The 22670-nt window shown below is 63.3% G+C and carries 31 protein-coding genes; 11 read left to right on the forward strand and 20 right to left on the reverse strand.

Annotated elements, in window-relative coordinates; translation table 11 throughout:
• Window positions 1-61: 61 nt before the first annotated feature.
• Entirely contained in the window at window positions 62-646 is a 585-nt protein-coding gene (locus AC3WVQ_RS19780; RefSeq protein ID WP_090296286.1) for a chloramphenicol phosphotransferase CPT family protein, read from the forward strand.
• A 165-nt stretch (window positions 647-811) separates the two neighbouring features.
• Window positions 812-1402: an NAD(P)H-dependent oxidoreductase gene (locus AC3WVQ_RS19785; RefSeq protein WP_492382913.1), complete on the forward strand. Its 591-nt coding sequence runs from the start codon at window positions 812-814 to the stop codon at window positions 1400-1402.
• 6 nt (window positions 1403-1408) lie between these two features.
• Here the strand turns inward: AC3WVQ_RS19785 and AC3WVQ_RS19790 are convergent, their stop codons facing one another.
• Window positions 1409-1903 (reverse strand): MarR family winged helix-turn-helix transcriptional regulator, encoded by a 495-nt coding sequence (locus AC3WVQ_RS19790; protein ID WP_029742901.1) that lies wholly within the window; start codon window positions 1901-1903, stop codon window positions 1409-1411.
• Window positions 1904-1992: 89 nt separating this feature from the next.
• On the opposite strand from AC3WVQ_RS19790, the gene AC3WVQ_RS19795 reads away from it, so the two are divergent.
• The 3 genes from AC3WVQ_RS19795 (at window position 1993) to AC3WVQ_RS19805 (ending at window position 3996) form a co-directional block, all read left to right on the forward strand.
• On the forward strand, window positions 1993-2871 hold the full coding sequence (locus tag AC3WVQ_RS19795; protein WP_110818555.1) for an EamA family transporter: 879 nt from the start codon (window positions 1993-1995) through the stop codon (window positions 2869-2871).
• A gap of 75 nt (window positions 2872-2946) precedes the next feature.
• A complete protein-coding gene (locus AC3WVQ_RS19800) occupies window positions 2947-3576 on the forward strand; it encodes an RNA polymerase sigma factor (RefSeq protein ID WP_090296431.1) in 630 nt (209 codons plus the stop codon).
• A 21-nt stretch (window positions 3577-3597) separates the two neighbouring features.
• Window positions 3598-3996 carry a VOC family protein gene (locus AC3WVQ_RS19805; protein WP_034804610.1) on the forward strand — a complete coding sequence of 133 codons (399 nt, stop codon included), beginning with the start codon at window positions 3598-3600 and terminating at the stop codon, window positions 3994-3996.
• Between the two features lie 90 nt (window positions 3997-4086).
• Here AC3WVQ_RS19805 and AC3WVQ_RS19810 read toward each other — a convergent pair whose 3' ends face one another.
• The 3 genes from AC3WVQ_RS19810 to AC3WVQ_RS19820 all read right to left on the reverse strand — a co-directional run bounded on the left by AC3WVQ_RS19810 (window position 4087) and on the right by AC3WVQ_RS19820 (window position 7072).
• Window positions 4087-5340: an aminopeptidase gene (locus AC3WVQ_RS19810; RefSeq protein WP_034804607.1), complete on the reverse strand. Its 1254-nt coding sequence runs from the start codon at window positions 5338-5340 to the stop codon at window positions 4087-4089.
• A gap of 88 nt (window positions 5341-5428) precedes the next feature.
• Window positions 5429-6307, reverse strand: coding sequence for an MBL fold metallo-hydrolase (locus AC3WVQ_RS19815; protein ID WP_244546756.1), 879 nt, complete (start codon window positions 6305-6307; stop codon window positions 5429-5431).
• 93 nt (window positions 6308-6400) lie between these two features.
• On the reverse strand, window positions 6401-7072 hold the full coding sequence (locus AC3WVQ_RS19820; RefSeq protein WP_110818593.1) for a glutathione S-transferase family protein: 672 nt from the start codon (window positions 7070-7072) through the stop codon (window positions 6401-6403).
• A gap of 84 nt (window positions 7073-7156) precedes the next feature.
• On the opposite strand from AC3WVQ_RS19820, the gene AC3WVQ_RS19825 reads away from it, so the two are divergent.
• Entirely contained in the window at window positions 7157-7612 is a 456-nt protein-coding gene (locus AC3WVQ_RS19825) for a MarR family winged helix-turn-helix transcriptional regulator (RefSeq protein ID WP_246812749.1), read from the forward strand.
• Window positions 7613-7876: 264 nt separating this feature from the next.
• On the opposite strand, the gene AC3WVQ_RS19830 is transcribed toward AC3WVQ_RS19825, so the two are convergent.
• From AC3WVQ_RS19830 to tatA, 5 genes are all read right to left on the reverse strand, one after another.
• A complete protein-coding gene (locus tag AC3WVQ_RS19830) occupies window positions 7877-8464 on the reverse strand; it encodes a dual specificity protein phosphatase family protein (protein WP_060519626.1) in 588 nt (195 codons plus the stop codon).
• 109 nt (window positions 8465-8573) lie between these two features.
• Window positions 8574-9047 (reverse strand): Cys-tRNA(Pro) deacylase, encoded by a 474-nt coding sequence (gene ybaK / locus AC3WVQ_RS19835; RefSeq protein ID WP_090296298.1) that lies wholly within the window; start codon window positions 9045-9047, stop codon window positions 8574-8576.
• Between the two features lie 21 nt (window positions 9048-9068).
• Window positions 9069-9422 (reverse strand): ArsC family reductase, encoded by a 354-nt coding sequence (locus AC3WVQ_RS19840; RefSeq protein WP_034804565.1) that lies wholly within the window; start codon window positions 9420-9422, stop codon window positions 9069-9071.
• Between the two features lie 121 nt (window positions 9423-9543).
• On the reverse strand, window positions 9544-10176 hold the full coding sequence (locus tag AC3WVQ_RS19845; RefSeq protein ID WP_089043143.1) for a YitT family protein: 633 nt from the start codon (window positions 10174-10176) through the stop codon (window positions 9544-9546).
• A gap of 8 nt (window positions 10177-10184) precedes the next feature.
• Window positions 10185-11354 carry a tyrosine aminotransferase gene (tatA, locus tag AC3WVQ_RS19850; RefSeq protein WP_090296300.1) on the reverse strand — a complete coding sequence of 390 codons (1170 nt, stop codon included), beginning with the start codon at window positions 11352-11354 and terminating at the stop codon, window positions 10185-10187.
• A gap of 15 nt (window positions 11355-11369) precedes the next feature.
• Between tatA and AC3WVQ_RS19855 the strand changes: the two genes are divergently transcribed.
• Both AC3WVQ_RS19855 and AC3WVQ_RS19860 read left to right on the forward strand, forming a co-directional pair.
• Entirely contained in the window at window positions 11370-11567 is a 198-nt protein-coding gene (locus AC3WVQ_RS19855) for a hypothetical protein (RefSeq protein WP_143034216.1), read from the forward strand.
• 28 nt (window positions 11568-11595) lie between these two features.
• Window positions 11596-12069, forward strand: a complete 474-nt coding sequence (locus tag AC3WVQ_RS19860; protein WP_089043352.1) for an Lrp/AsnC family transcriptional regulator — start codon at window positions 11596-11598, stop codon at window positions 12067-12069.
• Window positions 12070-12097: 28 nt separating this feature from the next.
• Here the strand turns inward: AC3WVQ_RS19860 and AC3WVQ_RS19865 are convergent, their stop codons facing one another.
• On the reverse strand, window positions 12098-13156 hold the full coding sequence (locus tag AC3WVQ_RS19865; RefSeq protein ID WP_060519636.1) for a M14 family metallopeptidase: 1059 nt from the start codon (window positions 13154-13156) through the stop codon (window positions 12098-12100).
• A 171-nt stretch (window positions 13157-13327) separates the two neighbouring features.
• Here AC3WVQ_RS19865 and AC3WVQ_RS19870 point away from each other — a divergent pair, with 171 nt between their 5' ends.
• Window positions 13328-13954 (forward strand): glutathione S-transferase family protein, encoded by a 627-nt coding sequence (locus tag AC3WVQ_RS19870; protein ID WP_090296303.1) that lies wholly within the window; start codon window positions 13328-13330, stop codon window positions 13952-13954.
• 67 nt (window positions 13955-14021) lie between these two features.
• Here the strand turns inward: AC3WVQ_RS19870 and AC3WVQ_RS19875 are convergent, their stop codons facing one another.
• The 6 genes from AC3WVQ_RS19875 to AC3WVQ_RS19900 form a co-directional block, all read right to left on the reverse strand.
• On the reverse strand, window positions 14022-14594 hold the full coding sequence (locus tag AC3WVQ_RS19875; protein ID WP_090296304.1) for a 2'-5' RNA ligase family protein: 573 nt from the start codon (window positions 14592-14594) through the stop codon (window positions 14022-14024).
• 132 nt (window positions 14595-14726) lie between these two features.
• Window positions 14727-15140, reverse strand: a complete 414-nt coding sequence (locus AC3WVQ_RS19880) for a GFA family protein (RefSeq protein ID WP_090296307.1) — start codon at window positions 15138-15140, stop codon at window positions 14727-14729.
• A gap of 120 nt (window positions 15141-15260) precedes the next feature.
• On the reverse strand, window positions 15261-15728 hold the full coding sequence (locus AC3WVQ_RS19885) for an SRPBCC family protein (protein ID WP_034804539.1): 468 nt from the start codon (window positions 15726-15728) through the stop codon (window positions 15261-15263).
• Complete coding sequence (locus tag AC3WVQ_RS19890; RefSeq protein ID WP_060519878.1) at window positions 15725-16054, reverse strand: ArsR/SmtB family transcription factor; 330 nt, start codon at window positions 16052-16054, stop codon at window positions 15725-15727. The genes AC3WVQ_RS19885 and AC3WVQ_RS19890 overlap by 4 nt, the downstream gene beginning before the upstream one ends.
• Window positions 16055-16178: 124 nt before the next feature.
• Window positions 16179-16913, reverse strand: coding sequence for an SDR family oxidoreductase (locus tag AC3WVQ_RS19895; protein WP_060580615.1), 735 nt, complete (start codon window positions 16911-16913; stop codon window positions 16179-16181).
• Between the two features lie 265 nt (window positions 16914-17178).
• A complete protein-coding gene (locus tag AC3WVQ_RS19900) occupies window positions 17179-17937 on the reverse strand; it encodes an alpha/beta hydrolase (RefSeq protein ID WP_034804533.1) in 759 nt (252 codons plus the stop codon).
• A 147-nt stretch (window positions 17938-18084) separates the two neighbouring features.
• On the opposite strand from AC3WVQ_RS19900, the gene AC3WVQ_RS19905 reads away from it, so the two are divergent.
• Entirely contained in the window at window positions 18085-18531 is a 447-nt protein-coding gene (locus AC3WVQ_RS19905; protein ID WP_034804530.1) for a MarR family winged helix-turn-helix transcriptional regulator, read from the forward strand.
• Window positions 18532-18632: 101 nt separating this feature from the next.
• On the opposite strand, the gene guaA is transcribed toward AC3WVQ_RS19905, so the two are convergent.
• The 4 genes from guaA to AC3WVQ_RS19925 all read right to left on the reverse strand — a co-directional run bounded on the left by guaA (window position 18633) and on the right by AC3WVQ_RS19925 (window position 22019).
• On the reverse strand, window positions 18633-20195 hold the full coding sequence (gene guaA / locus AC3WVQ_RS19910) for a glutamine-hydrolyzing GMP synthase (protein ID WP_034804526.1): 1563 nt from the start codon (window positions 20193-20195) through the stop codon (window positions 18633-18635).
• 207 nt (window positions 20196-20402) lie between these two features.
• Window positions 20403-21041 carry a 5'-methylthioadenosine/S-adenosylhomocysteine nucleosidase gene (locus tag AC3WVQ_RS19915; protein WP_090296310.1) on the reverse strand — a complete coding sequence of 213 codons (639 nt, stop codon included), beginning with the start codon at window positions 21039-21041 and terminating at the stop codon, window positions 20403-20405.
• Window positions 21038-21490, reverse strand: a complete 453-nt coding sequence (locus AC3WVQ_RS19920; protein WP_034805179.1) for a PaaI family thioesterase — start codon at window positions 21488-21490, stop codon at window positions 21038-21040. The genes AC3WVQ_RS19915 and AC3WVQ_RS19920 overlap by 4 nt, the downstream gene beginning before the upstream one ends.
• Before the next feature lie 76 nt (window positions 21491-21566).
• Window positions 21567-22019: a TspO/MBR family protein gene (locus tag AC3WVQ_RS19925; RefSeq protein ID WP_060580618.1), complete on the reverse strand. Its 453-nt coding sequence runs from the start codon at window positions 22017-22019 to the stop codon at window positions 21567-21569.
• 84 nt (window positions 22020-22103) lie between these two features.
• Here AC3WVQ_RS19925 and AC3WVQ_RS19930 point away from each other — a divergent pair, with 84 nt between their 5' ends.
• Window positions 22104-22658, forward strand: a complete 555-nt coding sequence (locus tag AC3WVQ_RS19930) for a GNAT family N-acetyltransferase (protein WP_034804517.1) — start codon at window positions 22104-22106, stop codon at window positions 22656-22658.
• The last annotated feature ends 12 nt before the right edge of the window (window positions 22659-22670 follow it).

Genomic DNA, 22670 nt, shown 5'->3' on the forward strand with positions numbered 1-22670 from the left:
CATCACGCTGTCATGCCGACGACATAACGCCAGCGTTCGCAAGAAAGTGACGGAGCCCGGCATGGTCGAGCGAGCCAAGATTATCTTCATCCACGGCGCTTCCAGCAGCGGGAAATCGACGCTGGCGCGGGCGGTCCAGGCGCAGATCGGCGCGCCGTTCTGGCATGTTTCGATCGACCATCTTCGCGCTTCGGGGACGGTGCCAATGGAAAGGTTCCGCCGCGGCGATTTTCGTTGGAAGGAACACCGGGCGCGTTTCTTCGACGGTTTTCACCGCTCGCTGGTCGCCTATGCGTCAGCCGGCAACAATCTCCTGCTGGAGCACATTCTCGAAGAGCCCGGCTGGGCGTCTGAGCTCGCGGTGATGCTTCAGCCGTTCGATGTGTTTTTTGTCGCGCTTCATTGTGAACGCGACGAACTCATCCGGCGCGAACGGCTTCGCGCCGACCGGCCGATCGGCAGCGCCGCAGATGATTTTCACCGCATTCACGTCGGACAGTGTTACGATCTGGAGCTTGGTCCGGGACAGGCCGCCGATGACGCCGCCGCGCAATTGATTTCCGCCTGGTCAGTGCGCCGCTCGCCCTCCGTCTTCGACACACTGGCGCTGGAAGCCCGGGCAGGATCGGGCAAATCCCCGTTCTGAAGAAGGCGGCTGCTGGCGGTCTAGGGAGCGAGCGTGTCGGCTCGCATGACTGCCTCCTCGGCGCGGCCTGACGGTCGCGAAAAACGGCATTGTATTCGGTTGATTTTTAAGCTCATTTTCCCGGCGACGGATCTTGATTCCAGATCGATATGTTAGGAACACCGCATGCGCATTCTGCTCGTGCTTGCCCACCCGCTCGAAGACAGTTTTGCCGCGAACGTGGCGCGTGAAGCGCGCGCCGCCTTGGAGGCGAGGGGACATTCGGTCGACTTACTCGATCTCTATCGCGAGGATTTCGATCCGCGCCTCAGCGTCGCCGAGCGCGGCAGTTACTTCACCGACACCTATGATGGGTCAGGCGCGGCAGATTGGATCGGCCGGCTGCAGGCGGCCGATGGGCTGGTGCTCGTCTTCCCGCAATGGTGGTTCAATTTTCCGGCGATCCTGAAGGGCTTCTTCGATCGCGTCTTTGCGCCGGGCATCGCCTTCGACAACGACCCGGCCGGCGGCCGCATCATCCCGCGGCTCCACAATATCAAGCTCTTCTGGGCGCTGACGACGACCGGCTCGCCCTGGTGGGTGGTGCATCTCTACATGGGTAATCCGGTGAAGCGGCTTTTGAAGCGCGGCATCGCCGCCTTCTGCGCCAAGGGACTGAACTTCCGCATGCTCGCGCTGCACGACATGGACCGGGCGACCGACGCCAAGCGCAAGGCGCATCTGGAGCGTGTCCGTCGGCTTGCCTCCAGTTTGTGATCGCGGCTACTCGAAGGTCGCGAGATATTTGCGCAGCAGTGCGTTGAGCACTACGCGTTCCTCGGGCGACAGCGCGGAAACGACGCGATGCTGGTTTGCCACATGCGCGGTCGCGGCCTCGTCGACACGGCGCAAGCCCTCGTCCGTCAAGGCGATGATCACCCCCCGCCTGTCCTCGGGATTGGCGATCCGTTCGACGAGCCCGGCCTTTTCAAGCTGGTCGATGCGGTTGGTCATGGTGCCGGAGCTGACCATGGTCGTATCCAGAAGTTCTCCGGGCGAAAGCCGATAGGGCGGTCCGGACCGACGAAGCGTCGCGAGCACGTCGAAGCTCGACGCATTCAATCCGCGCTCGGAGAACGACTTCTCGATTTCCCGGGCGATATGTGTCGAAACCCGTGAGAGCCGGCCAAGCAGGCCCATGGCCGAAACATCGAGGTCCGGCCGCTCCCGGTGCCATTGGGCCAAAATCCTGTCGACGCGATCCATCAAAACCTCCATGCATTTATCTCAGCATAGAGTATCTTGACTTAGAGATAAACCGCGTTATCGTCATTTTATCTTGATATAGAGATTCTTGAGGTAAAGATATGACTTCGAACCGCACCGTCGACCTTGCCTTGACCGCGCTGGCACCGGCCATCTGGGGCAGCACCTATCTCGTCACCACAGAGTTCCTGCCGTCTGGCTATCCGTTGACGGTTGCCATGCTGCGGGCCCTGCCGGCGGGGTTGCTCCTGCTCCTGATTGTGCGGCGCCTGCCGGACGGTATCTGGTGGCCGCGGACCTTCGTGCTCGGCGCGCTCAACTTCTCCTTCTTCTGGGCCATGCTGTTCGTTTCCGCTTACAGGCTGCCAGGCGGCGTCGCCGCAACCGTCGGTGCCGTTCAGCCGCTGATCGTCATCCTGTTGTCGCGCGTCTTCCTGGGCTCGCCGATCCGCCTGCTCAGCGTGGTTGCCGGCCTTGCGGGCATTGCCGGCGTCGCCCTGCTGGTGTTGACGCCGGGCGCCGCGCTCGATCCGCTCGGGGTGCTCGCTGGTCTCGCCGGAGCCGTCTCCATGGCCTTCGGCACGGTGCTGAGCCGCCACTGGGCGCCGCCGGTTCCGCCGCTCACCTTCACTGCCTGGCAATTGGCGGCCGGTGGCCTCATGCTCGTGCCGGTGGCGCTGTTCTTCGAGCCGTCGCTGCCGTCGCTGACCACCGCCAACGTCTTCGGTCTCGCCTATCTCGGCCTGATCGGCGCCGCCTTCACCTATCTGCTCTGGTTCCGCGGCCTGTCGCGCCTCGAACCTTCTGCCGTCTCGCCGCTCGGTTTCCTGAGCCCGGTCGTTGCCATCCTGCTCGGCTGGGGCGTGCTCGGCGAGCAACTGACGCCGGTGCAGGCGCTCGGCATCCTCGTCGTCTTCGCCAGCGTCTGGCTCAGCCAGCGCGCGCAACTCGCCCCGAAGGTGCGACCGGCGCGCGCCTGAAAGCAGGGCTTGCAACCACAGCGCATGCGCTTCACATTGCCGGCAACGTCAATCCTCAAAGAAGCGCACGCCCTGATGACCGAGCATCTGACGCCAGCGCTCTATTCCGATCTCCTCCGTTTCGCGAGGCGGCAAAGCCGCCGTGCGGCCGAAGCGGAGGATTTGCTGCATGAGGCGCTGATCGTCGCGCTCAAGGCAGGGCGTTTTCCAACCGGCGGCGATCGCGCCTGGTTCTGCGGTGTTCTCCGCAAGCTCGCAGCGATGCAGGCGCGCACCGCTGCTCGCCGTTTGCGCCGGGAGCTCCAAGCGGACGTTCCCGAAGTGGAAGAGCGGCGCTCTGGCGATCCGCTGGCCTTCGCCGTCACGCTTTCCCCGAGCCTCAGGATCGTGATGCTGCTGGCGATCGGCGGCCACAATCGCCTCGAAATCCGTCATCTCCTCGGCATTTCCGATGAAGCGCTGCGCCAGCGCATCCTGATGCTGCGCCGGGCCTGGCGCGATGCCGGCCATGTCGAGACCAATCTGGAGCTGACCGGACTTCGCTATCCGCTCGAAAGCGGCCGTATTCGTCAGGCCCTGCTGCCGGTCACCCGCGGCGGCCGCGCCGCCTTTGCCAGCCACGATCCGGACGGCCATCTCTTCGCGATCAATTTTTCGCCGCGCGTGTCTCACGAAACGGCAACCGGCGGCAACAAGCCGGCGTAACAAACACAAGGGAAGCAACCAATGTTGTCGAAACCACGTATCGGGGCCATCTGCTACTTCGTCTCGGATCTCACCCGCACGGAAGCCTTCTACCGTGATGTTCTGGGTCTCAACGTCCAGCGCATGGAGGACGACGAAGCCGGTTCCTGGCTGATGGCGAAGATAGAAGACGAGGTCGAGTTGATCTTCTTCGTCGTGGAGAGCAAGCCGGGCAACACACCGATCGTCGTGTTCGATCTCGCCGAGGGCGGCATCGACGATGTGGTCGCGGGCCTCGCTGAAAAGGGAACCACCATCGTCACGCCGGTGAGCCATGCGCCCGGCGGCTGGTCGGCAGAATTCGCCGATCCCGATGGCCACGTGCTGTCCCTCTACCAATCGGCGGAGATGCCGCGTCTGAAGCGGGCTGCCAACGGCTGAAGGGGCAGTTTCCCCAATAGAAAAGGCCGCCGCATGTGTTGTGGCGGCCACAAGCCTTTCAGGTCGGACGAGACCGGGGAGGGGCCGTGATCAGGCCCATTCACCCTTTCGCATGACCGGAACGCGGCTACCATCGGCGCGCACGCCGTCGATGTCGACCTGGCCCGAACCGATCATCCAGTCGATGTGGATCAGGCTGGAATTGCCGCCCTGGGCGCGGATCTGTTCCGGCGTCAGCTTGGTGTCGTCGACGAAACAGCCGGAATAGCACTGGCCGAGCGCGATGTGGCACGAGGCGTTTTCATCAAACAGCGTGTTGTAGAACAGGATGCCGCTTGCCGAGATCGGCGAGGAATGCGGCACCAGAGCCACTTCGCCGAGCCGGCGCGCGCCCTCGTCGGTGTCTAGCACCTTGTTCAGTACTTCCTCGCCGCGCGATGCCTTGGCTTCGACGATCCGGCCGCCCTCGAAACGCACCTGGATGTTGTCGATCAGCGTGCCCTGGTGCGACAGCGGCTTGGTCGAGGAGACATGGCCTTCGACGCGCAGCGCATGCGGCGTCGTGAACACTTCCTCGGTCGGGATGTTCGGGTTGCAGGTGACGCCGTTCTTGGCCTCCGATGCGCCGCCGCACCAGAGATGGCCATCGGCAAGCCCGACGGTCAGATCGGTGCCCGGGCCGGTAAAGTGCAACGCGGCAAAGCGCTCGCCGTTCAGCCAGGCCGAGCGCCGGGCGAGGTTGGCGTTGTGCTCCTTCCAGGCGGCCACCGGATCGGCGACATCGACGCGCGAGGCGGCGAAGATGGCGTTGGCGAGCTTCTCGACGGCAACCTCTTCCGGGTCGTTCGGGAAGACGAGCTTCGCCCAGGACGGGTTCGGGTAGGAAACGATGTTCCAGTTGATGTCGAAGTTCGAGATCTTTTCGAGCGCCGGCTTATAGGCAATGGAATTTGCCTTGTTGGCCCGCGCCACCTTGGCCGGATCCTGCGCCGAAAGCATCATCGGGTTGTCGCCGGAGATCGCAAGCCGCGCTGCACCACCGGCGAAAGCTTCGGCCATGCCCTTGAACAGCCAGTCGCTTGCCCGGTCGAAGCTCTCGTCCGGTGCATAGGCATAACGCGAAAGCGTCGTGTCCTCGTCCGAATAGAGCGTCGTCACGAGGCCGGCACCGGCCTTGTAGGCGTGCTTGGTGATCAGGCGAACAAGCGGCATCGCCGCGACCGGCGCAGTCATGACAAGGTCCTGACCGCGCTGAAGCTGCAGGCCGACCTGGATCGCGACTTCCGCGAGCTTGTCGAGTTTCACCGGGTCGATCGGATCGGGCGTATTGGCGGGAAAGGTCATGATCTACCTGTCTTTCTGAAATCGGAAGAAGAAGACTTAGAGTGCTTTGCGGCGAAAATGAAGGCTGAGCCCGGGAGGTTTCGTGCAATCAGCGCGCGCCGAGGGCCGCACGCACCCGCTCGACATTGCTCCTGTGCACAGCCTCATAAGGCGCGAAATAGAGGATCGCGCCGGAGGCGATATCCTCGGCGGCGAATTCCTTGAGTGTGCCGATGGCAGAACCGGTCGCGATCGCGCGGGTCAGCCGCTCGAGATAGCCGCGATTGGCATCGATCAGTTTCGGTCCGTAGCCGCCGCTGGCGATGCGTTCGCGGTCGCCATGGGCGGGTAGAATCCGAGCAATCTGCCATTGCCGCAGGCGCTTGAGTTCCGCGATGTGCGTCGCCGTCTGCTCAGCCTCGCTGATGAAGGTCGTCGTATCCTCAAGCGTATCGCCCGCCAGCAGCAACTTCTCCTCGGTCAGCCAGATCACGTTGCCATCGGCGCTATGGATGGCGAAGTGATGCAGTTCGACCCGGCGTGCGCCGACGGTCAGTGCAAGCGTCTCGTCGAACAGGCGGTTCGGCATCACGAGGGGCTGGATCGGCGGCGTCGCCGTTTCGATCTTCTCGCGGTTTTCTTCAAGTTTCGCTGCCGTCAGCTTGAGGGCGATGATCTCGCAATCGGCAAAGACCGCATTTCCGGCCACATGGTCCTTATGCCAATGGCTGAGCACGACGCGGATCGCGGTGACGCCAAGGCTTTCGAGATGGTTGCGGATCGCCCGGGCGTGATCGAGCGAGATATGCGTGTCGTAGACCAGCGCTTGCGCGCCGTCGACGATGGCATAGGAGGCGACGCCGAGTTCGTAGGCGCCGTCATCGAGCCAGTTCGCCGCCTGCGAATAGAGCCGCACTCCGGCAACACGCCCGTCATAGTAGGCATAGACGCCGGGATAGGGCTCAAGAACCGTAAGGGTCGAGATCATGTCGGTCACAAGGCGCTCCTCCAGCATGGCTTGCGCCCTGTCATAGAGCAGGCGCGCGCCAAACTGAAGGACGGCGTGATCACGCGCTCTTCGCTATGCCTGTCCGGCGCGCAGCAGATAGGCGTCGTGCTCCCTGAGGAAGGTCATCAGCCGCTCACCGTAATCCGGCGTCACGGCCGCCTTGACGCTCGGCCGCTCGGCGAGCGCCTTGCGCCAGGCGCCGACACGATCGAGTCCGTCGAAAATGCCGTGATCTGCAAGCGTGTCGAAGAGATCGAAGTAACGGAAGATCGGTGCGAAGACCGCATCGACGAGCGAAAATTGTGTACCGGCAAAGTAGGGACCTTCGCCAAGTGCCGCTTCCATGGTCGCAAGTTTGCCGGCCACCGCCTGGCGTTTCTGTTCGTAGGTTTCCCGGTCCTGAGCAGTCTCGAAGCCCCAGAGATCCGAAAGGATCGACGAGCCGAATTCCATCCAGCCGCGATGACGGGCGCGCTCCAGCGCATCTTCGGGGTGAAGCTTCGGGCCGGCTTGGCTTTCCTCGACATATTCGGCGATGACGGAGCTTTCAAACAGTACCGTTTCGCCGCTCTGCTGCGGCACCTGCAACAGCGGCACCTTGCCGAGCGGGGAGATTTTCAGGAACCAGTCGGGCTTGGCCTTGAGGTCGATATAGGTCCGCTCGAAGCGAACGCCTTTTTCGTCGAGCGCGATCGAGGCACGCTGCACATAGGGGCAGAGATGGTGGCTGACGAGGGTAAGCATGGCAATCTCCCGGTTGAGGTAAAGTAGATGCATATGCATGTATGTGGGCTTGCTTCGACTTTCAAGATGGATGTAATTGCATCTATGAGCAAAGAGACGAAAATCGACGAGAAGGGCCCTGGCCCCGAAACGACCGCGGCCTGGATCGGGCTGATGCGCGCACGGGAATGCGTGCTTGCTCGGATCGAGGCCGATTTCAAGGGGGCCAGCCTGCCACCGCTTGGCTGGTACGACGTGTTGTGGGAACTGGTTCAGGCCGAAGACGGCCGGCTGCGGCCCTTCGAGATCGAGGCGCGCACCTTGCTCGCGCAGTATAACTTGTCCCGCCTGATCGATCGCCTGGTCAAAGAGGGGTTGGTCCGTCGCGAAGCCTTCGACGCCGACGGTCGCGGCCAATGGGTTGTCGTCACCGAGGCCGGAAGGGCGCTGCGCGCGCGCATGTGGCAGACTTATGGGCCTTCGATAGAGTCCCATGTCGGCGCCCGGCTGACAGAAGCGGAGGCGCGGCAGCTCACGGGGCTGCTGGCGAAGCTCAGGTAGAGCACGTCAGTTCTCAAACAGGGTACCGGCGAACGATCGGGTAGCGCCTTCCAGGCAAGTTACCCCGCAGGTGGGGAGAGGGGGCGTGCTGGCGTGCTGTTCGTAGCGCCGCCGACCGGAGCCGTCACAGGAGAGGGAGGTCGTCGTTGCTGAGACGAACGGGTGCCATGCGTCTCCTTCGCCCCGCTTGTGGGGAGAAGGTGGCCGGCAGGCCGGATGAGGGGCCCCGCCGGAACGAGCGTCAATCTGGGACGCCGTCGTCGCCTAGCTGCTCAGCCCGAACGACTTCTCCAGCGCTTCCCAGGTCTCGTCCATGGCGAAGGTGCCGGAGAGATAGGGAATGGCCACGTGTCCATAGAGCGGCGAAAGCTGCCACTCGGCCGTTTCCTCGTCGACCCCTGCGATCTGCTGCAGGTAGATCGTCGAGACGAGGCCGGTGCGGTCGGCGCCGGCCTTGCAGTGGATCAGAAGCGGCTTTGGCGCGTCCCTGAGGATCGCCATCAGCGCGTCGGTTTCCTTGCGGTCGATCTCGGCCGAAGCGGACATGGGGAAGTTGATGAGCCGGATACCGTTGCGCTCGGCGGCGGCAACCTCTTCGCGATACCAGCGCTCGTCCGGCTTTTCGCCGCGCAGGTTGAGAATGGTGCGGATGCCGTAGGCCTTGGAATAGGCGGCGATCGCCTCCGGCGTCGGCTGTGCCGAACGGTAGACCTCACCGGCCACGAGCGTATGGAAATTGCCGGTCCACTGAAGACCGACGAGGTAGATGACTAGGGCCGCGACGAGCGCAGCCGTGCCGACGGCGAGGCGCTTCAGAAGACGCTTCGCGCTGGGAAATCTTGCAAATGCCATGTGAGAGACCCGACGCCGTTCCAAGGCGGGCGTGCATGCAAAAATTGCACATTTCGTCCCCGCATCAGCGGCTCGTATAAGGCATCTGTGATATTTTGATGGCAGTGCCTCAGGCGATGAGCGGTGCCGCGATCGCCTTTAGCGCGGTTTGGGCGTCGCGGGGTGCAAGCCGCACCTGCAGACCGCGCTGTCCGCCATTGATGTAGACCTGCACTTCGGCAAGTGCGGCCTCCTCGATTGCCGTCGGCACATGTTTTTTCTGGCCGAACGGGCTGATGCCGCCGACATGGTAACCGGTCAGCCGCTCGGCATCCGCCGGCTTCATCATCGCCGCCGACTTGCCGCCGAAGGCGGCGGCGAGCTTCTTCATGCTGACCTCACGATCCGAGGGAACGACGCAGCAGACCGGCTTGCCGTCGACTTCAGCCATCAGCGTCTTCAGCACCCGGCTCGGATCCTCGCCGAGCGCCTCGGCTGCCTGCAGGCCGACGCGCTCCGCATTGGGATCATAGTCATAGGCATGCACGCTGAAGGTGACACCGGCCTTCGAAAGCATCTGCGTGGCGCGCGTGGTCTTCGACATCGTCGTCGCTCCAAATGGGGGTCAGGCTTTGGCGAGTACGGCCTCGTAGAGGTCCGGCTTGAAGCCGATCAGCAGATTGCCGTCCGCTTCGAGCACCGGACGCTTGATCATCGAGGGTTGGGCGAGCATCAGCGCAATCGCCTTCTGTTCGTCGAGGCCCTGCCTGTCGGCCTCGTCGAGCTTGCGGAAAGTCGTGCCGGCGCGGTTCAGCACCGTTTCCCATCCGGCCTCCTTGCACCAGCGCTCGAGATGCGGGCGGTCGATGGCCTCGGCCTTATAGTCGTGGAAGCGATAGGCGATGCCCCGGCCGTCGAGCCAGGTGCGGGCCTTCTTCATCGTGTCGCAGTTCTTGATGCCGTAAATCGTAACCGTCATTCCCATGCTCCAGCCGCAGCGAGCAATTCCGAACGGCCGCGCCGCTGGGAATCGCGCAATTTCAAAGCGTGGCAGGAGTGATAGCCGCCCGATGCGCGGGAGGGAAGACCGAGACCTTGCGTCAGGTCACGCCGGCGTAGCGTCCCGGCTTGTGATTGATCGCCAGCGTCATGTTGACGACAGCGGCCCCGATCACCGAGAGCACCAGGTTCGATGGCGGCAACACGAAGAAGGCGGCAGCCAGAATGGTGAGATCGACCGCCAGCTGGAAATAGCCGGCACGGATGCCGAACCTTTCCTGGAGATAGATCGCGACGATGTTGATGCCGCCAAGCCCGGTGCGATGGCGAAAGAGGATCAACAGGCCCATGCCCATCAGCCCGCCGCCGACAACCGCCGCGTAGATCGGGTCAAGCCGGGCGATCTCCACCCAGCCGGCCGTCAGCCGAGAAAACAGCGAGACGAGGCTGACGGCGATGAAGGTGCGCAGCGCAAACATCCAGCCGAGCCGTTTGACCGCCAGGACGTAGAAGGGCAGGTTGACGAGCGAAAAGACCAGCCAGAACTCGGCGCCGGTCGCATATTGCAGAAGCAGTGCCAGGCCCGACGTGCTGCCCGTGAGCAGCATCGCCTTGCTGTAGATGATGATGCCGAGCGACATGATCAGCGTGCCCGTCAGGATCGCCAGCGCATCCTCGTAGAGGCGATGGCGTTCAGTCGGGGTTTCTGTCGCGTCGATGCTGTGCTCGGCCATCATGGTCCTCAGAGGTTCTTGAAGTTGGCGATGACGCCGTCGACTTCCGCCGTCTTCAGGCCGGCAATGTTGATGCGGCCGGAACCGGGCATGTAGATGCCGTGCTCGTTCCGAAGCCGCATGACGTCGGCCTCGGCAAGCGGAAGCAGCGAGAACATGCCTTCCTGGCTGGCGACGGCGCCGAGCGCCTGCCAGCGATCGCGCAAGCCTTCGGCGAGCGCGCGGCGGATGTTGGTGATGCGCAGCCGCATGGTTTCGAGTTCTGCTTGCCAGTCACGCTTGAGCTCGGCGTCGGAAAGGATTATCCGCACGATTGCAGCACCGTGATCCGGCGGCATCGAGTAGCTGGTGCGGGCAAGGCCGGCGAGGTTGGAGCGGACCGTATCGGCCGAAGACGAGGAGGCCGTCACCGCGAAGATCGCGCCGGCGCGCTCGCGATAGAGCCCGAAGGACTTGGAGCAGGAAACGGCAACCAGCGCTTCCGGAACGACGCCGATCAGGTGGCGGAGACCGGCGACATCCTCGTCGAGACCGCGGCCGAAACCCTGGTAGGCAAGGTCGACGAGCGGCAGCAGGCCGCGCTCGGCGATGACGGCGGCAAGCTCCATCCACTGCGTTTGCGTGATGACGCCGCCCGTCGGGTTGTGGCAGCTCGCATGCAGCAGCACGGCGTCGCCGGCAGCAGCGCTCTGGAGCGCCGTTATCATGTTGTCGAAGAGCACGCTCTGCGTCGGCACGTCGAAGAACGGGTAACCGGCGGGCTCAAGGCCAGCGGTCTTGAAGATGCTGGCATGGTTTGGCCAGCTCGGCAGCCCGATCCAGATGCGCTTGCCGCCCATCTGGTGGATGAGGTCGGCCGCGAGCCGGAGAGCGCCGGAACCGCCCGGCGTCTGCACGCCGGCGATATGGCTGCGATCGATGGTATCGCCACCGACCAGCGTCCAGAGATGATCGATGAAGACGAGATCGCCCTCGGGGCCGACATAGGACTTGCTGTCCTGCGTTTCGAGCAGGCGCTTCTCCGCTGCCTTGACGGCGCGAAAGATCGGGGTGTGGCCGGTTTCGTCGCGGTAGACGCCGACGCCGAGATCGACCTTTCCGGGGCGCTCGTCCTTGCGGTAAAGCCCGATCAGGGCCAGCAACGGATCATCGGGTTGGCGGATCAGAGCGTCGAACATGCCGGAAATTCCCCCTTGAGTGGCAGCGATGCGTTATCGGTCGAGAAAGCCTGCCGGCCGCCGTTCCTCCGGCTGCCCTGCGGCTTTCTTCTTAAGTCAGCGCAAGCGCAAAATCGATGCGATATTTGCCACGGAGACAATATCGACAGCGTGCTATTTGCGCAAAATTCTGCAATTCATTTGCTGATTTGCGTGCTGCGGCATATTCCCTGAAGCCGAAATCGAAGCGTTGGGGGCGATGATGGTTGAGAAGATGGCGGTGGAACTGGATCAGATCGACCGGCGGATTATCCGTCTTCTGGTGGAGGATGCATCGCTCAGCAACAACGCGCTTGCGGCGAGAGTCGGGCTCTCGCCGGCGCCGCTGTCGCGCCGCCTTGCCCGGCTCTATGCGGCCGGCGTCATCCGCCAGACGGTGGTCGTCGATCCGAAGGCAGCCGGCATCGGCTTCCAGGCCTTCGTCGAGGTGACGCTGGAGCGCACCGCAAGCAAGGTCGGCCAGCGCTTCATCGAGCTGGTGTCGCGCATGCCGGAGGTGGTGGAATGCCACACGGTCGCCGGCGATTTCGATTTTCTTCTGAAGATCGCGGTGCGCGACGTCGCGGATTACAAACGCCTGCTCTGGAGTGAATTCGAGCAGATCGCCGAGATCAAGACGTTGCGCTCGACCATTCTGCTCGACAGCCCAAAGATGACGGCCGCCACGGGGGCGTGACGGCCGCTTGAACATTCAATCCCAGGCCCTAGGCTTCAAGCGACCCGGGTTTGCGCCCGGCGCTCGACGGCGCAGCGCAGGCGATCTTCATCAAGTCCGAGCGCCGGCGTGCAAGGCGGGTCGAGACGCGGGTGACGATCAGCCCGTCCTGCGGCGCGCGCACCTCGAGGGCGCCGTCCGCCTGGCCGGGGCGCGTAAGGATCGTTGCGAGCAGATCGCCTGCCTTCACGCTCTCGCCGATATCCCGGTGGAACAGGATGGCGCCGGCCTCAGGGGCCCTGATCATCTCGATGTTGTCGAGCGGTGCGATGATGCCAGCGAAGGGTGCAATCGTTTCTTCGTCACCGGTAATGACGCCGCGGGCGACGAGGAAGCGGAAGACCCCTTCGGCATCCTTGCGAGCAAGCTCCGGATAAACGTCGCGCGTGCCGCGAAGCTCGACCGTCACCGAGAGGCGTCCCGGCAGGCGTGTCTTCTTCTGCCCGGTTTCGTATTTCCAGGCATAGGCGACAGCCTCCTCGAAGGCGGAGCTTTCGCCGTCCGAAAGGAAGACCGCCTCCATATCGAGCGCCGAGGCGAGGTCGCCCGCTTCCGGCCAGAAGGCGTCGTCGATATAGGCGTATTGCAGCGCCTCGTCGTCGCAATGAAGATCGAGCATCAGGTCGGCGCCGAGCGCCATATGCAGCAGCTGCCGTTTCAGCCGATCCGTCGCCGAGTAGCGGTCGAGATCGTCGATCAGCCGGTCACGGTCGCCAAGCGTGATCAGCGGAAAATCACGGTTGAAGTTCGTGCGTGAGCCGAGGTCGAAGCGGCCCTGCAACTCGCCGAAATGCGACTGCGCGGTGCCGATCGGATTTGCCTGGGGCACGACGGTGATGTCGCCGAGGATGGCGCCGTCTTTCTCCGCCTGCTGCAGCCGCTGCAGCAGGAAATGGGCAAGTGCGGTGCCCGGCAGTTCGTTGGCGTGCAGCGCCGCCTGGATGTAGGTCTTCGGTGCAGCGGCCGTTCTGCCCTTGAAACGGAAAACCGGTAGGCGCCATTCGATACCGGGCGTATCGCCGGCGATGATGATTTCGGAAACGTCCATGGGCTCCTCCCGTATCGTTCGTTGGTCGCGCTTATCGGCATTCCCAAGGCGCTCCGCAAGTCGCTAAGAACTAGGGTGCGGTTTCGGGTTGCGCCGACGTCGCTCTGGCTTTGACATGATCGGCAGGCCTATTGTTCCGTGAAGCATCCAGCACAGGTGGGAGACAGCAAGATGATCCTGATCGGCCAATATGACTCCCCCTTCGTGCGACGCGTGGGCATCGCGCTCAGCCTTTACGACATCCCGTTCGAACATCGTCCCTGGTCGTCCTTCGGCAATGCCGACGAGCTTCGGGCCTACAATCCGCTGACGCGCGTGCCGACGCTGGTTCTGGACGATGGGACGGTGCTTACCGACAGCCATATCATTCTCGATTATCTCGACAGTCTCGTTTCCGACGAACGGGTCCTGTTCCCGCGAACGGAACCGGCGCGCCACCGGGCGCTGAGAATCGCGACGCTCGCCACGGGCCTCGGCGACAAGGCCGTCAGCCTGTTCTACGAGAAGCGGTTGCACGGGGCGGTCTCGGCACTCTGGGTCGACCGCTGCCGCCGCCAGATCGAAGAGACGCTTCAAGTGCTCGAAACGAGCCGCGCGCAAAGCACGGGCGCCTACTGGTTCGGCGAGCGCATCGGCCATGTGGATATCGCCGTTGCGGCTGTGTTGCGCTTCCTCAAGGAGGTGCATCGCGATCTGGTCGCGATGGGACGCTATCCGCGTCTGCAGGCGCATGCGGACATGCTTGAAGCGCTTCCGGTGTTCCAGACGATCAGCCAACCCTTCATTCCGCCCGCGTAAGGGCGGGGTCACCGTCGGAGCCGGACTGGCACATCACCAAGGTGTGCGGCTACCTTCCGCCTGGACTTCAGCGCGACGGCAATAGCGGCCAGCGGGCGAGGATCTTCGTAGAGCCCGCCCCCTTGCGGGCATGGATCAGAACGAGTTCGCGCGCCACCCAGGAGACCGGTTCGGAAACGCGGAGATCCGGCGCGACCCGATCGTTCCGGTAGAGCGTCATATGGGGGATTGCCATGAGCGGGCGTTTGAGCGCCTCGATCTGCCGGACCAGCGCGCTGAAGCCCGGCGCGGCGTCGCGCGTCGTCAGGGCGCGCGGCCGGTCGCGGCCATTGCCGTTGCTGACCAACCTGTCGAGGCGGATCTCGACCGCTGGCACGTCGACGCGGTCACCCTGCCGCAGCGCATCCGCAACCGCGAAGTCGGGCAAGCCGCGGCCCTGCCAGCGCTTGTCGACAGAGACGTGCAGGCGATCGGGCCGATAGATGAAGCCATCCGCCATCTGGTCGGCGAAATCCCTTTCGGCAATCGCCAGTGCCTTCGTGGCAGCCGGCTCGTCCGGAAGCAGCGCGAAGTAGAGGATGTCGATTGCCGGCGCTGGCTGGGGACAGCCGAGATCGAATGCGAATTGGTTCGACGACATGGTGCCCTCCGCCGCCCGGGTCGCGCGCCACGACATGTGGTCTCGACCGGAGAAGGGGATGCCGGCTGACAATGCCAAGGACATCCGGCGGGGAATGGAAGACTTCACCCGTTGGCTGAGGCTGTTGCTTCGCTACTCCGTCGGCATCCGGCCAAATTTCTGCAAATTCGGATCGAGACGGTCCCAGGCAAGGCCGCGCACGGCGTAGGTCACCGCTTGCGGTCTGTAACGGCTGGGATCGTCGAGGCTTGCAGCGCGAACGCTGAAGAACTCCGGCATGGCTGAGAAGGTCATGTAGACCGGAGAGCCGCAGCTGGGGCAGAAGCCGCGCGTCTTCAAATGGCCGCTGTCGGCGACCATGTCCCAATGCGAGGCCTGACCTTCGAGCTTCACGCCCTCGCGGCGGAACGTCATATGCGATCCGTGCCCGGTCCCGCTTTCGTGCTGGCAATCACGGCACTGGCAGTCGTTGGAGAAGACCGGTTCTCCTGAGATCTCGTAGCGGATCGCACCGCAGGCGCATCCGCCGATATAGGACTTGCTCATACATTCGCTCCAGTCTCGGGCACGGCAAAGCCTTGCGCGTGGCTGCGAGGGCGACGCCGACCAATCACTTTGCCTGTTTCGGGGGGGGGGGCGGATCGCTATGGCGACCCGGCCTGGGCTTCAATGCTGTTCGTCGGTAATGGTGCCGAGTCGCGACAGGACCTTCGGCCAGCCATTGCTCATGTTGGCATAGGCGCTGTCGTTCTTCGGCGTGACGAAGCCGGAATGAACGAGCCGGAGGCGGGTGCCGTTGTCGACCTTCGTCAGCGTCCAGGTGACGACCGTATCGAGACGCGAGCCATAGCCGCTGTTGCCTTCGTCGCCACCTTTCCAGGAGTAGACGAAACGCTCATGCGGGCGCACCTCCAGCACCTGGCAACGGATGGTCCCGTCCCATGCGCCGGCGGGCGTCGTCCGGAAGGTGAAATGGGTGCCTTCCACCGGTTGGAAGCCGGTCGGCGGCATGATCCATCGGCCCATCAATTCGCCGTTGGTCAGCGTCCTCCAGATCGTCTCGGGCGTATGCGGAAAGACCTCGTCGACGACGATATCCTGGGTCTCGAGTTTCAAGGCTGCTGCGTCGGTCATGGATCGATCTCCTTGAGAAGGGTGCGCAGATTGGCGAAGCGGTCACGCCAGAAGGTACCGTAGTGGCTCATCCAGTCGACGAGCGGCGCCAGGCCCTCGGGCTCGGCGCGGTAATAGACGTTGCGGCCCTCCGGACGCTCGGCGACGAGACCCGCCTGTTTCAGCGACTTGAGGTGCTGCGAAATCGCGCCCTGCGTCACGCCGCTGCCGCGCGTCAGTTCAACGACGGTGATCTCGTCGGCATTGGCGATGCGCTCGAACACGGCGCGCCTGGTCGGATCGGCAAGGGCGCGCATGACGGCGGTGATGGGAGCGGTTTCGATCATCATGGATAAATAAATAGCGAATACTAATTGATTAGTCAACGCTATTGATTTGAATGCTGCTGCAGAACGAAAAGGCACGCTCGAGGCGTGCCTTCAGTCGCTTTGATCCCCGGAGCACATGGCCTCAATGCGGGCTCGCCGTCGGGCGCACGATGATCTCGCTGACGTCGACATCGTCGGGCTGTCCGATGGCGTAGGCGATCGACGACGCGATGGCGTCAGGACTGATGCAGACGGCCCGCCATTCCTTCATGGTTTCTCGTGCGGTCAAATCGCTGATCGTATCGGCGAGTTCGGAGGTCGTCGTTCCGGGCGAGATGACGGTAACGCGGATGCGGTCGGTCTCCTGCCTCAGGCCGTCCGAGATCGCCCGGACGGCGAACTTGGTGGCGCAATAGACGGCGGCCGTCGGCGACACGGAATGGCCGCCGATCGAGGAGATGTTGATGATCTGCCCGTCCCCTTGCGCGCTCATGATCGGCAGGGCCGCGGCGATACCATAGAGCACACCCTTGATGTTCACGTCGACCATGCGGTCCCACTCGTCGACCTTGAGCGCTGCCAGCGGCGACAGCGGCATCACGCCGGCATTGTTGACGATGACATCGAGGCGGCCGAATTCGGCCTGGGCAAAGCGGGCGAAGGCGGCGACGTCGCCGCGGTCGGTAACGTCGAGCACGCGAAAGCGGACCTCGCCGCCGGCGCCGGCGATTTCGCCGGCGATGCGTTCCAGCCGGTCGGACCGGCGTGCGCCAATCACGACCTTGGCTCCGGCAGCCGCCAGCAGCTTCGCAGCGGCTTCGCCGATGCCGCTGCTTGCGCCGGTCACGGCCACGACTTTTCCGTGAACATTTTCCATGGATATGCCCTTTCGAAAGGTGCGTTTCTGTTTGAGTCCGGCTCGGGCGTTGGGCCTGAGCGCCGGTGAGACAGAAGATAGAAAGGGCGATCCGTTCGATCGAGGTGCCGATCGAGCATGGGGCGGTCAGAAATTCTAACCAAAGATCTGGCGGCAACAGGGCCGGCAATGGCGTCCACCAGGATCTTCCGGATTGTCTTCGGGACAAGCAAAAGGGCGACGCGTCGCGCTTCGCCCTTTTGCCTTCGTTGCCGGTTGATATCGCTTATTCGCTCGCCTGCGCTGCCTGCTCGATCAGCTTGGCGACCGCTTCCGGCTTCGAGACGTAGATGGCGTGGCTGCCGGATGTTTCGACCACGGTGGAGCCAGCGCGTTTTGCCATCTGGCGCTGGGCGGCCGGCGGGATCATGTGGTCGTCGGTCGCGACCAGATAGAAGCTCGGCTTCTCCTTCCAGGCCGGAGCGGTGACGGCGCCGGCTGCCGCTTCGACGCCCCACGGGACCTGGGAGTCGGCCATGAAGGCGGCAATCTCAGGATCGACATCGGCCGCGAAGGCGGCGGCGAACTTTTCCTTGTCGAGCGAGAGGAAACCATCGACCGGCGGCAGGATCGGCGGAACGGGCGCGCCGGCCGGCGGGTTGGCGATGAGCGAGGAAACGGACTCGCCCTTATCCGGCGCGAAGGCGGCGATGTAGACGACAGACTTCACCTTCTCATCGGTGCCGGCTTCCGAAACGACCACACCGCCATAGGAGTGGCCGACGAGCACGATCGGGCCGTCCTGAGCGGCGATCGCACGCTTGGTGGCCGCGACATCGCCGGCAAGCGTCAGGGTCGGGTTCTGCACGATGGTGACGTTATAGCCGTCCTTCTTCAGGATGTTGTAGACGCCCTGCCAGCCGGAGCCGTCGGCAAAGGCGCCGTGAACGAGCACGACATTCTTGGTGGCGGGGGCGGCCTGGGCCGGCGTCAGCGCGCTTGCGGAGAGGGCGAAAGCGGCGGCGGTGATGAGGGACTTGAGCATTTCGGGTCTCCTTCGTTGAGTTGTTTTCGCGACATTCATTATCGCGATAACAATCGTATACGGCGACTCCGGTTTCTTGTAAAGATATTAATTATCGCGATATCTATTTTCGCGGAAGAAGCCGCAAAGCGCCACAAGGAGGTTGGAATGCCTGACGAACCGACAACGCTGCCGCTCGACAGCCAGCTCTGTTTTTCGATCTACTCGGCGTCGATCGCCATCAACCGCGTCTACAAGCCGATGCTCGATGCGCTCGGTGTGACCTACACGCAGTATCTCGTCCTGAGCACGCTTTGGGAGAGGGATGGGTTGACGATCTCGGCGATTGCCGATCGGCTGGGTCTGGAATCGAGCACGATCACGCCGGCTGTGAAGCGGCTCGAAGCTGCCGGCTTCCTGGGGCGGCATCGCAGCGTCACCGACGAGCGGCAGGTCGAGGTCCACCTCACCGCGAAAGGGCGCGGCCTCCACGTGAAGACCGGCTGCCTGACCGATGCGCTTCTGGAAAACTCCGGCTTCACGGTGCCGGAAATGATCGATTTGAACGAGCGGGTGCGGAAACTCCGCGATGGCATGCGCGACGCGGTGAAGTAGCGCTGCACCCGGGCCGCGACTGTGCCGGGAAGCAAAAAGGGCGCGCCGAAGCACGCCCTTTAACATTTTTTATCACCGACGCAGCAGATGCGTCCGCGCGTTTATTCCCACTCGATCGTGCCCGGCGGCTTCGAGGTGACGTCGTAGACGACGCGGTTGATGCCGCGGACCTCGTTGATGATACGCGTCGCCGCGCGGCCGAGGAATTCCATGTCGTAGTGGTAGAAGTCCGCCGTCATGCCGTCGACCGAGGTGACGGCGCGAAGTGCACAGACGAACTCGTAGGTGCGGCCATCGCCCATGACGCCGACGGTCTGCACCGGCAGAAGCACAGCGAAAGCCTGCCAGATGGCGTCATAGAGGCCGGCCTTGCGGATTTCGTCGAGATAGATCGCATCCGCTTCGCGCAGGATCTCGAGCTTCTCGCGGGTGATGCCGCCCGGGCAACGGATGGCAAGGCCCGGACCCGGGAAGGGGTGGCGGCCGATGAAGCTGTCGGGCAAGCCGAGTTCGCGGCCGAGCACGCGCACTTCGTCCTTGAAGAGTTCGCGCAGCGGCTCGACGAGCTGCATGTTCATGCGCTCCGGCAGGCCGCCGACATTGTGGTGCGACTTGATGGTCACCGACGGGCCGCCGGTAAACGAGACGCTTTCGATCACGTCGGGATAGAGCGTCCCTTGGGCGAGGAAGTCCGCACCGCCGAGCTTCTTTGCCTCTTCCTCGAACACCTCGATGAACAGGCGGCCGATGATCTTGCGCTTGGTTTCCGGATCGCTCTGGCCTTCCAGCTCGCCGATGAACCGGTCGGAAGCGTCGACGTGCAGGAGGTGCAGGTTGTAGTGCTCCTCGAACATCGCAACGACGTTCTTTGCCTCGTCCTTGCGCATGAGGCCGTGGTCGACGAGGATGCAGGTGAGCTGGTCGCCAACGGCTTCGTGGATCAGCAGTGCCGCAACCGAGCTGTCGACGCCGCCCGAGAGCGCGCAGATCACCTTCTTGTCACCGACTTGGCGGCGGATCGCCTCGACCGCCTTGGCGCGATAAGCCGACATCGACCAGTCGCCCTTGATGCCGGCGATCTTGTGCACGAAGTTGGAAATCAGCTTGGCGCCATCGGGCGTGTGCACGACTTCCGGATGGAACTGCACGGCGTAGTACTTGCGCTTCTCGTCGGCGATGAAGGCGAAGGGGGCGTTGGCGGAGGTCGCGACGACCTCGAAGCCTTCGGGGATCGCGGTGACGCGGTCACCGTGCGACATCCAGACCTGGTGGCGCGAGCCGAGGGACCAGAGACCGTCGAACAGAGCGCATTCCTTTTCGACTTCCAGGAAGGCGCGGCCGAATTCACGGTGATGGCCGCTCTCGACCTTGCCGCCGAGCTGGGCGCAAATGGTTTGCTGGCCATAGCAGATGCCGAACACCGGCAGGCCGGAATCGAAGATCACCGAGGGCGCACGCGGCGAGCCGATATCGAGCGTCGAGGCAGGGCTGCCGGAAAGGATGACGGCCTTCGGCTTCAGCCGCTGAAAACCTTCTTCGGCCGACTGGAACGGCACGATTTCGCAATAGACACCGGATTCGCGCACGCGCCGGGCGATGAGCTGCGTCACCTGGCTGCCGAAGTCGACGATGAGAACGGTGTCGGGATGGGCTGTCTGGGTCATTGGGTGCCTTCAAACAAGCTTGATCATGGCGAGCCTTTAATGAAAGCCCGCCATCGACGCAACGATTCTATTGCACCCGGACAATTCCGGGGTTTTGGAGCGGGATGAGGAAAAGTGCGTGCGGTTTTCCGCCCGCATCCCGTTCTGACCTGTGAGCATCGATCACGTTTATGGCCTTGGGTCGACCAGACCCGAAGCCATCGGGGTCTAGAGCGGGATCACGCCGCTCGAAACCGCATTCTCCAACCGGTCGATCACGCTTGCAAGCTTCTCGTCGATGACGTGAAGATACTCCGTCCAGTCGTTGACGTGCTTCAGTTCGGCCTTGCCGTCGGAAATGCCGCGAAGCGCAATCAAAGGAATGCCGAAGGACTGGCAGGCGCGCAGCACCGCGAAGGTCTCCATCTCGACCATGTCGGCGTCGATCGTCTCGTAGGCAGCGCCCGAGACGATGTTGGCGCCGGTCGAAAGCCGCGCTTCCGGAACGCCGGGGATGCGCAGCGGCAGCGGCACCACGGCCGGAAGGTCGAGAAACGGCGTTGCGCCCTTCTCGAAGCCGAGCGGCGAGGCATCCATGTCGCGGTAGCCGACGGAAACCGCCTGGTAAACTTCGGTCTGTTCGAGCGTGGCGGCACCCGCCGAGCCGAGCGAAACGACGAGATCGGGCAGGGCCCGCTCGGCGGCGAGTTCGGCAAGCGTGCGCGTCAACACGACGGCCGCCTCGACCGGCCCGACGCCGGTCATCAGCGGCTTGATCCGGCCTTTCAGGTGCGGACCGTACTCGGCATCCACGGCCATGACGTAGAGCACCTTGTGTCCGGCAACGTCCTTGACGGCAAAACTCATCCTTCGATCCCTTCGCGTCCGCGCACAACCATCATCGTTCCGGTCATCGAGGCGATCAGCTTTGCCGGTCCGTCGGAGCGGATCGCATAGCCGCGACCGTCGGAAACGATGATCGTCGATCCGGGCTTTGTCACCTCGCCGCGGAAGAGGAAGCGTTCGCCGCGCCCGGGCGAAAGCAGGTTGACCTTGAACTCGATCGTCAGGATCGAGGCATCCGGGTCGATCACCGAATAGGCCGCATAGGTGCCGGCTGAATCCAGCGCCGCGGAGATCACGCCGGCATGCAGGAAGCCGTGCTGCTGCGTCAGCTTGTCGTCGAAGGGCAGCTCGATTTCGACCGTGCCTTGCTCGACAAGTGTCAGTTCGGCGCCGATCGTGCGCATCGCCGCCTGCCGCGCGAAGCTCTCGCGAATGCGCTTTCGGAAATCGGGGGGATCACGGTCGTCCATCAGTCCATGGGCCTTTGTGTCGGGCGGCATCATTATGACCGCGGGACAGTGGCACGGTCGTGAAGGTCGGACAAGTTCAATTCATGAGCAAAATCGCGCTGTTGAGCGCCGTCGCAAACGCAACCCAGGCGAGATAGGGAAGGAACAGCAGGGCCGAAATGCGATCCCGTTGCCAACTTGCGACGACGAAGCCGGCAACCGCGATCACGAGCGCGATGATCACGATCAGCGCCGACGCTATATCCTGCATGCCAAAGAACAGTGGCGACCAGAGGAAGTTGAGGATCATCTGCGCCAGCCACAGGCGCATGGCGGCGCTGCGCCGATGATCGAGAAACATGCGGGCGCCGACAACGCCGATCATCACGTAGAGGATCGACCAGACCGGCGCGAAGATCCAGTCCGGTGGATTGAAGGCTGGCTTTGCCAGCGACCGGTACCATTCGCCGGGGATGTTGTTGGTGCCGATGAGAAGGCCGAGGCCGAGAACGGCGGCGATGAAGACTACGTATACGATGGTTCTGTTCATGATCTCGCCAGATAGAACAGACTTTCCGTCTTTCCAGCGGGGCCGCCGTTTTGAAGCCATCATGCACCACCTATATGAGCTGCCATGAAGACCTTCCGACGTATCGACATCCGGCCGGCCGGCCCGGATGACATCATGATGATCGCCTCCGTTATCGTCGAAACCTGGCGATCGACCTTCCGCGGGCTGATTTCCGATGCCTTTCTCGACGCCATGAGCATCGAGGAACAGGCGTTGCGCCACGCAAGACGCATGCGCATCGCCGACGTCTTCCATCTGGTTGCGGTTGACGTGAGCACGAACAAGGTGATCGGCTTTGCCAATTACGGCAAGGCGCGCTCGATGCCGCCGCGGTTCGACCGCGAGCTCTATGCGCTTTACATCCTGAAAGAGTTCCAGGGCGCGGGCATCGGCTCGGCACTGGTGCGCAGCGTCGCCGGTCACTGCCGGGAGCTTGGCGGCAAGTCGCTCTTTGCCTGGGTGCTTTCCAGCAACCCGAATCGGGGCTTCTATGAGCATCTCGGCGCCATTGCCGTTGGCCAGGGCCAGGTGAGCCTCGGCGGCGAAAACCACGACCAGACCGCCTATCGTTGGAACGATCTGGCAAAACTCTCCGGCGACGGCCGTTTTTCGGCCTGAGATCGTCTTAGG

Source organism: Ensifer sp. EB106-05-01-XG146 (assembly GCF_058791875.1).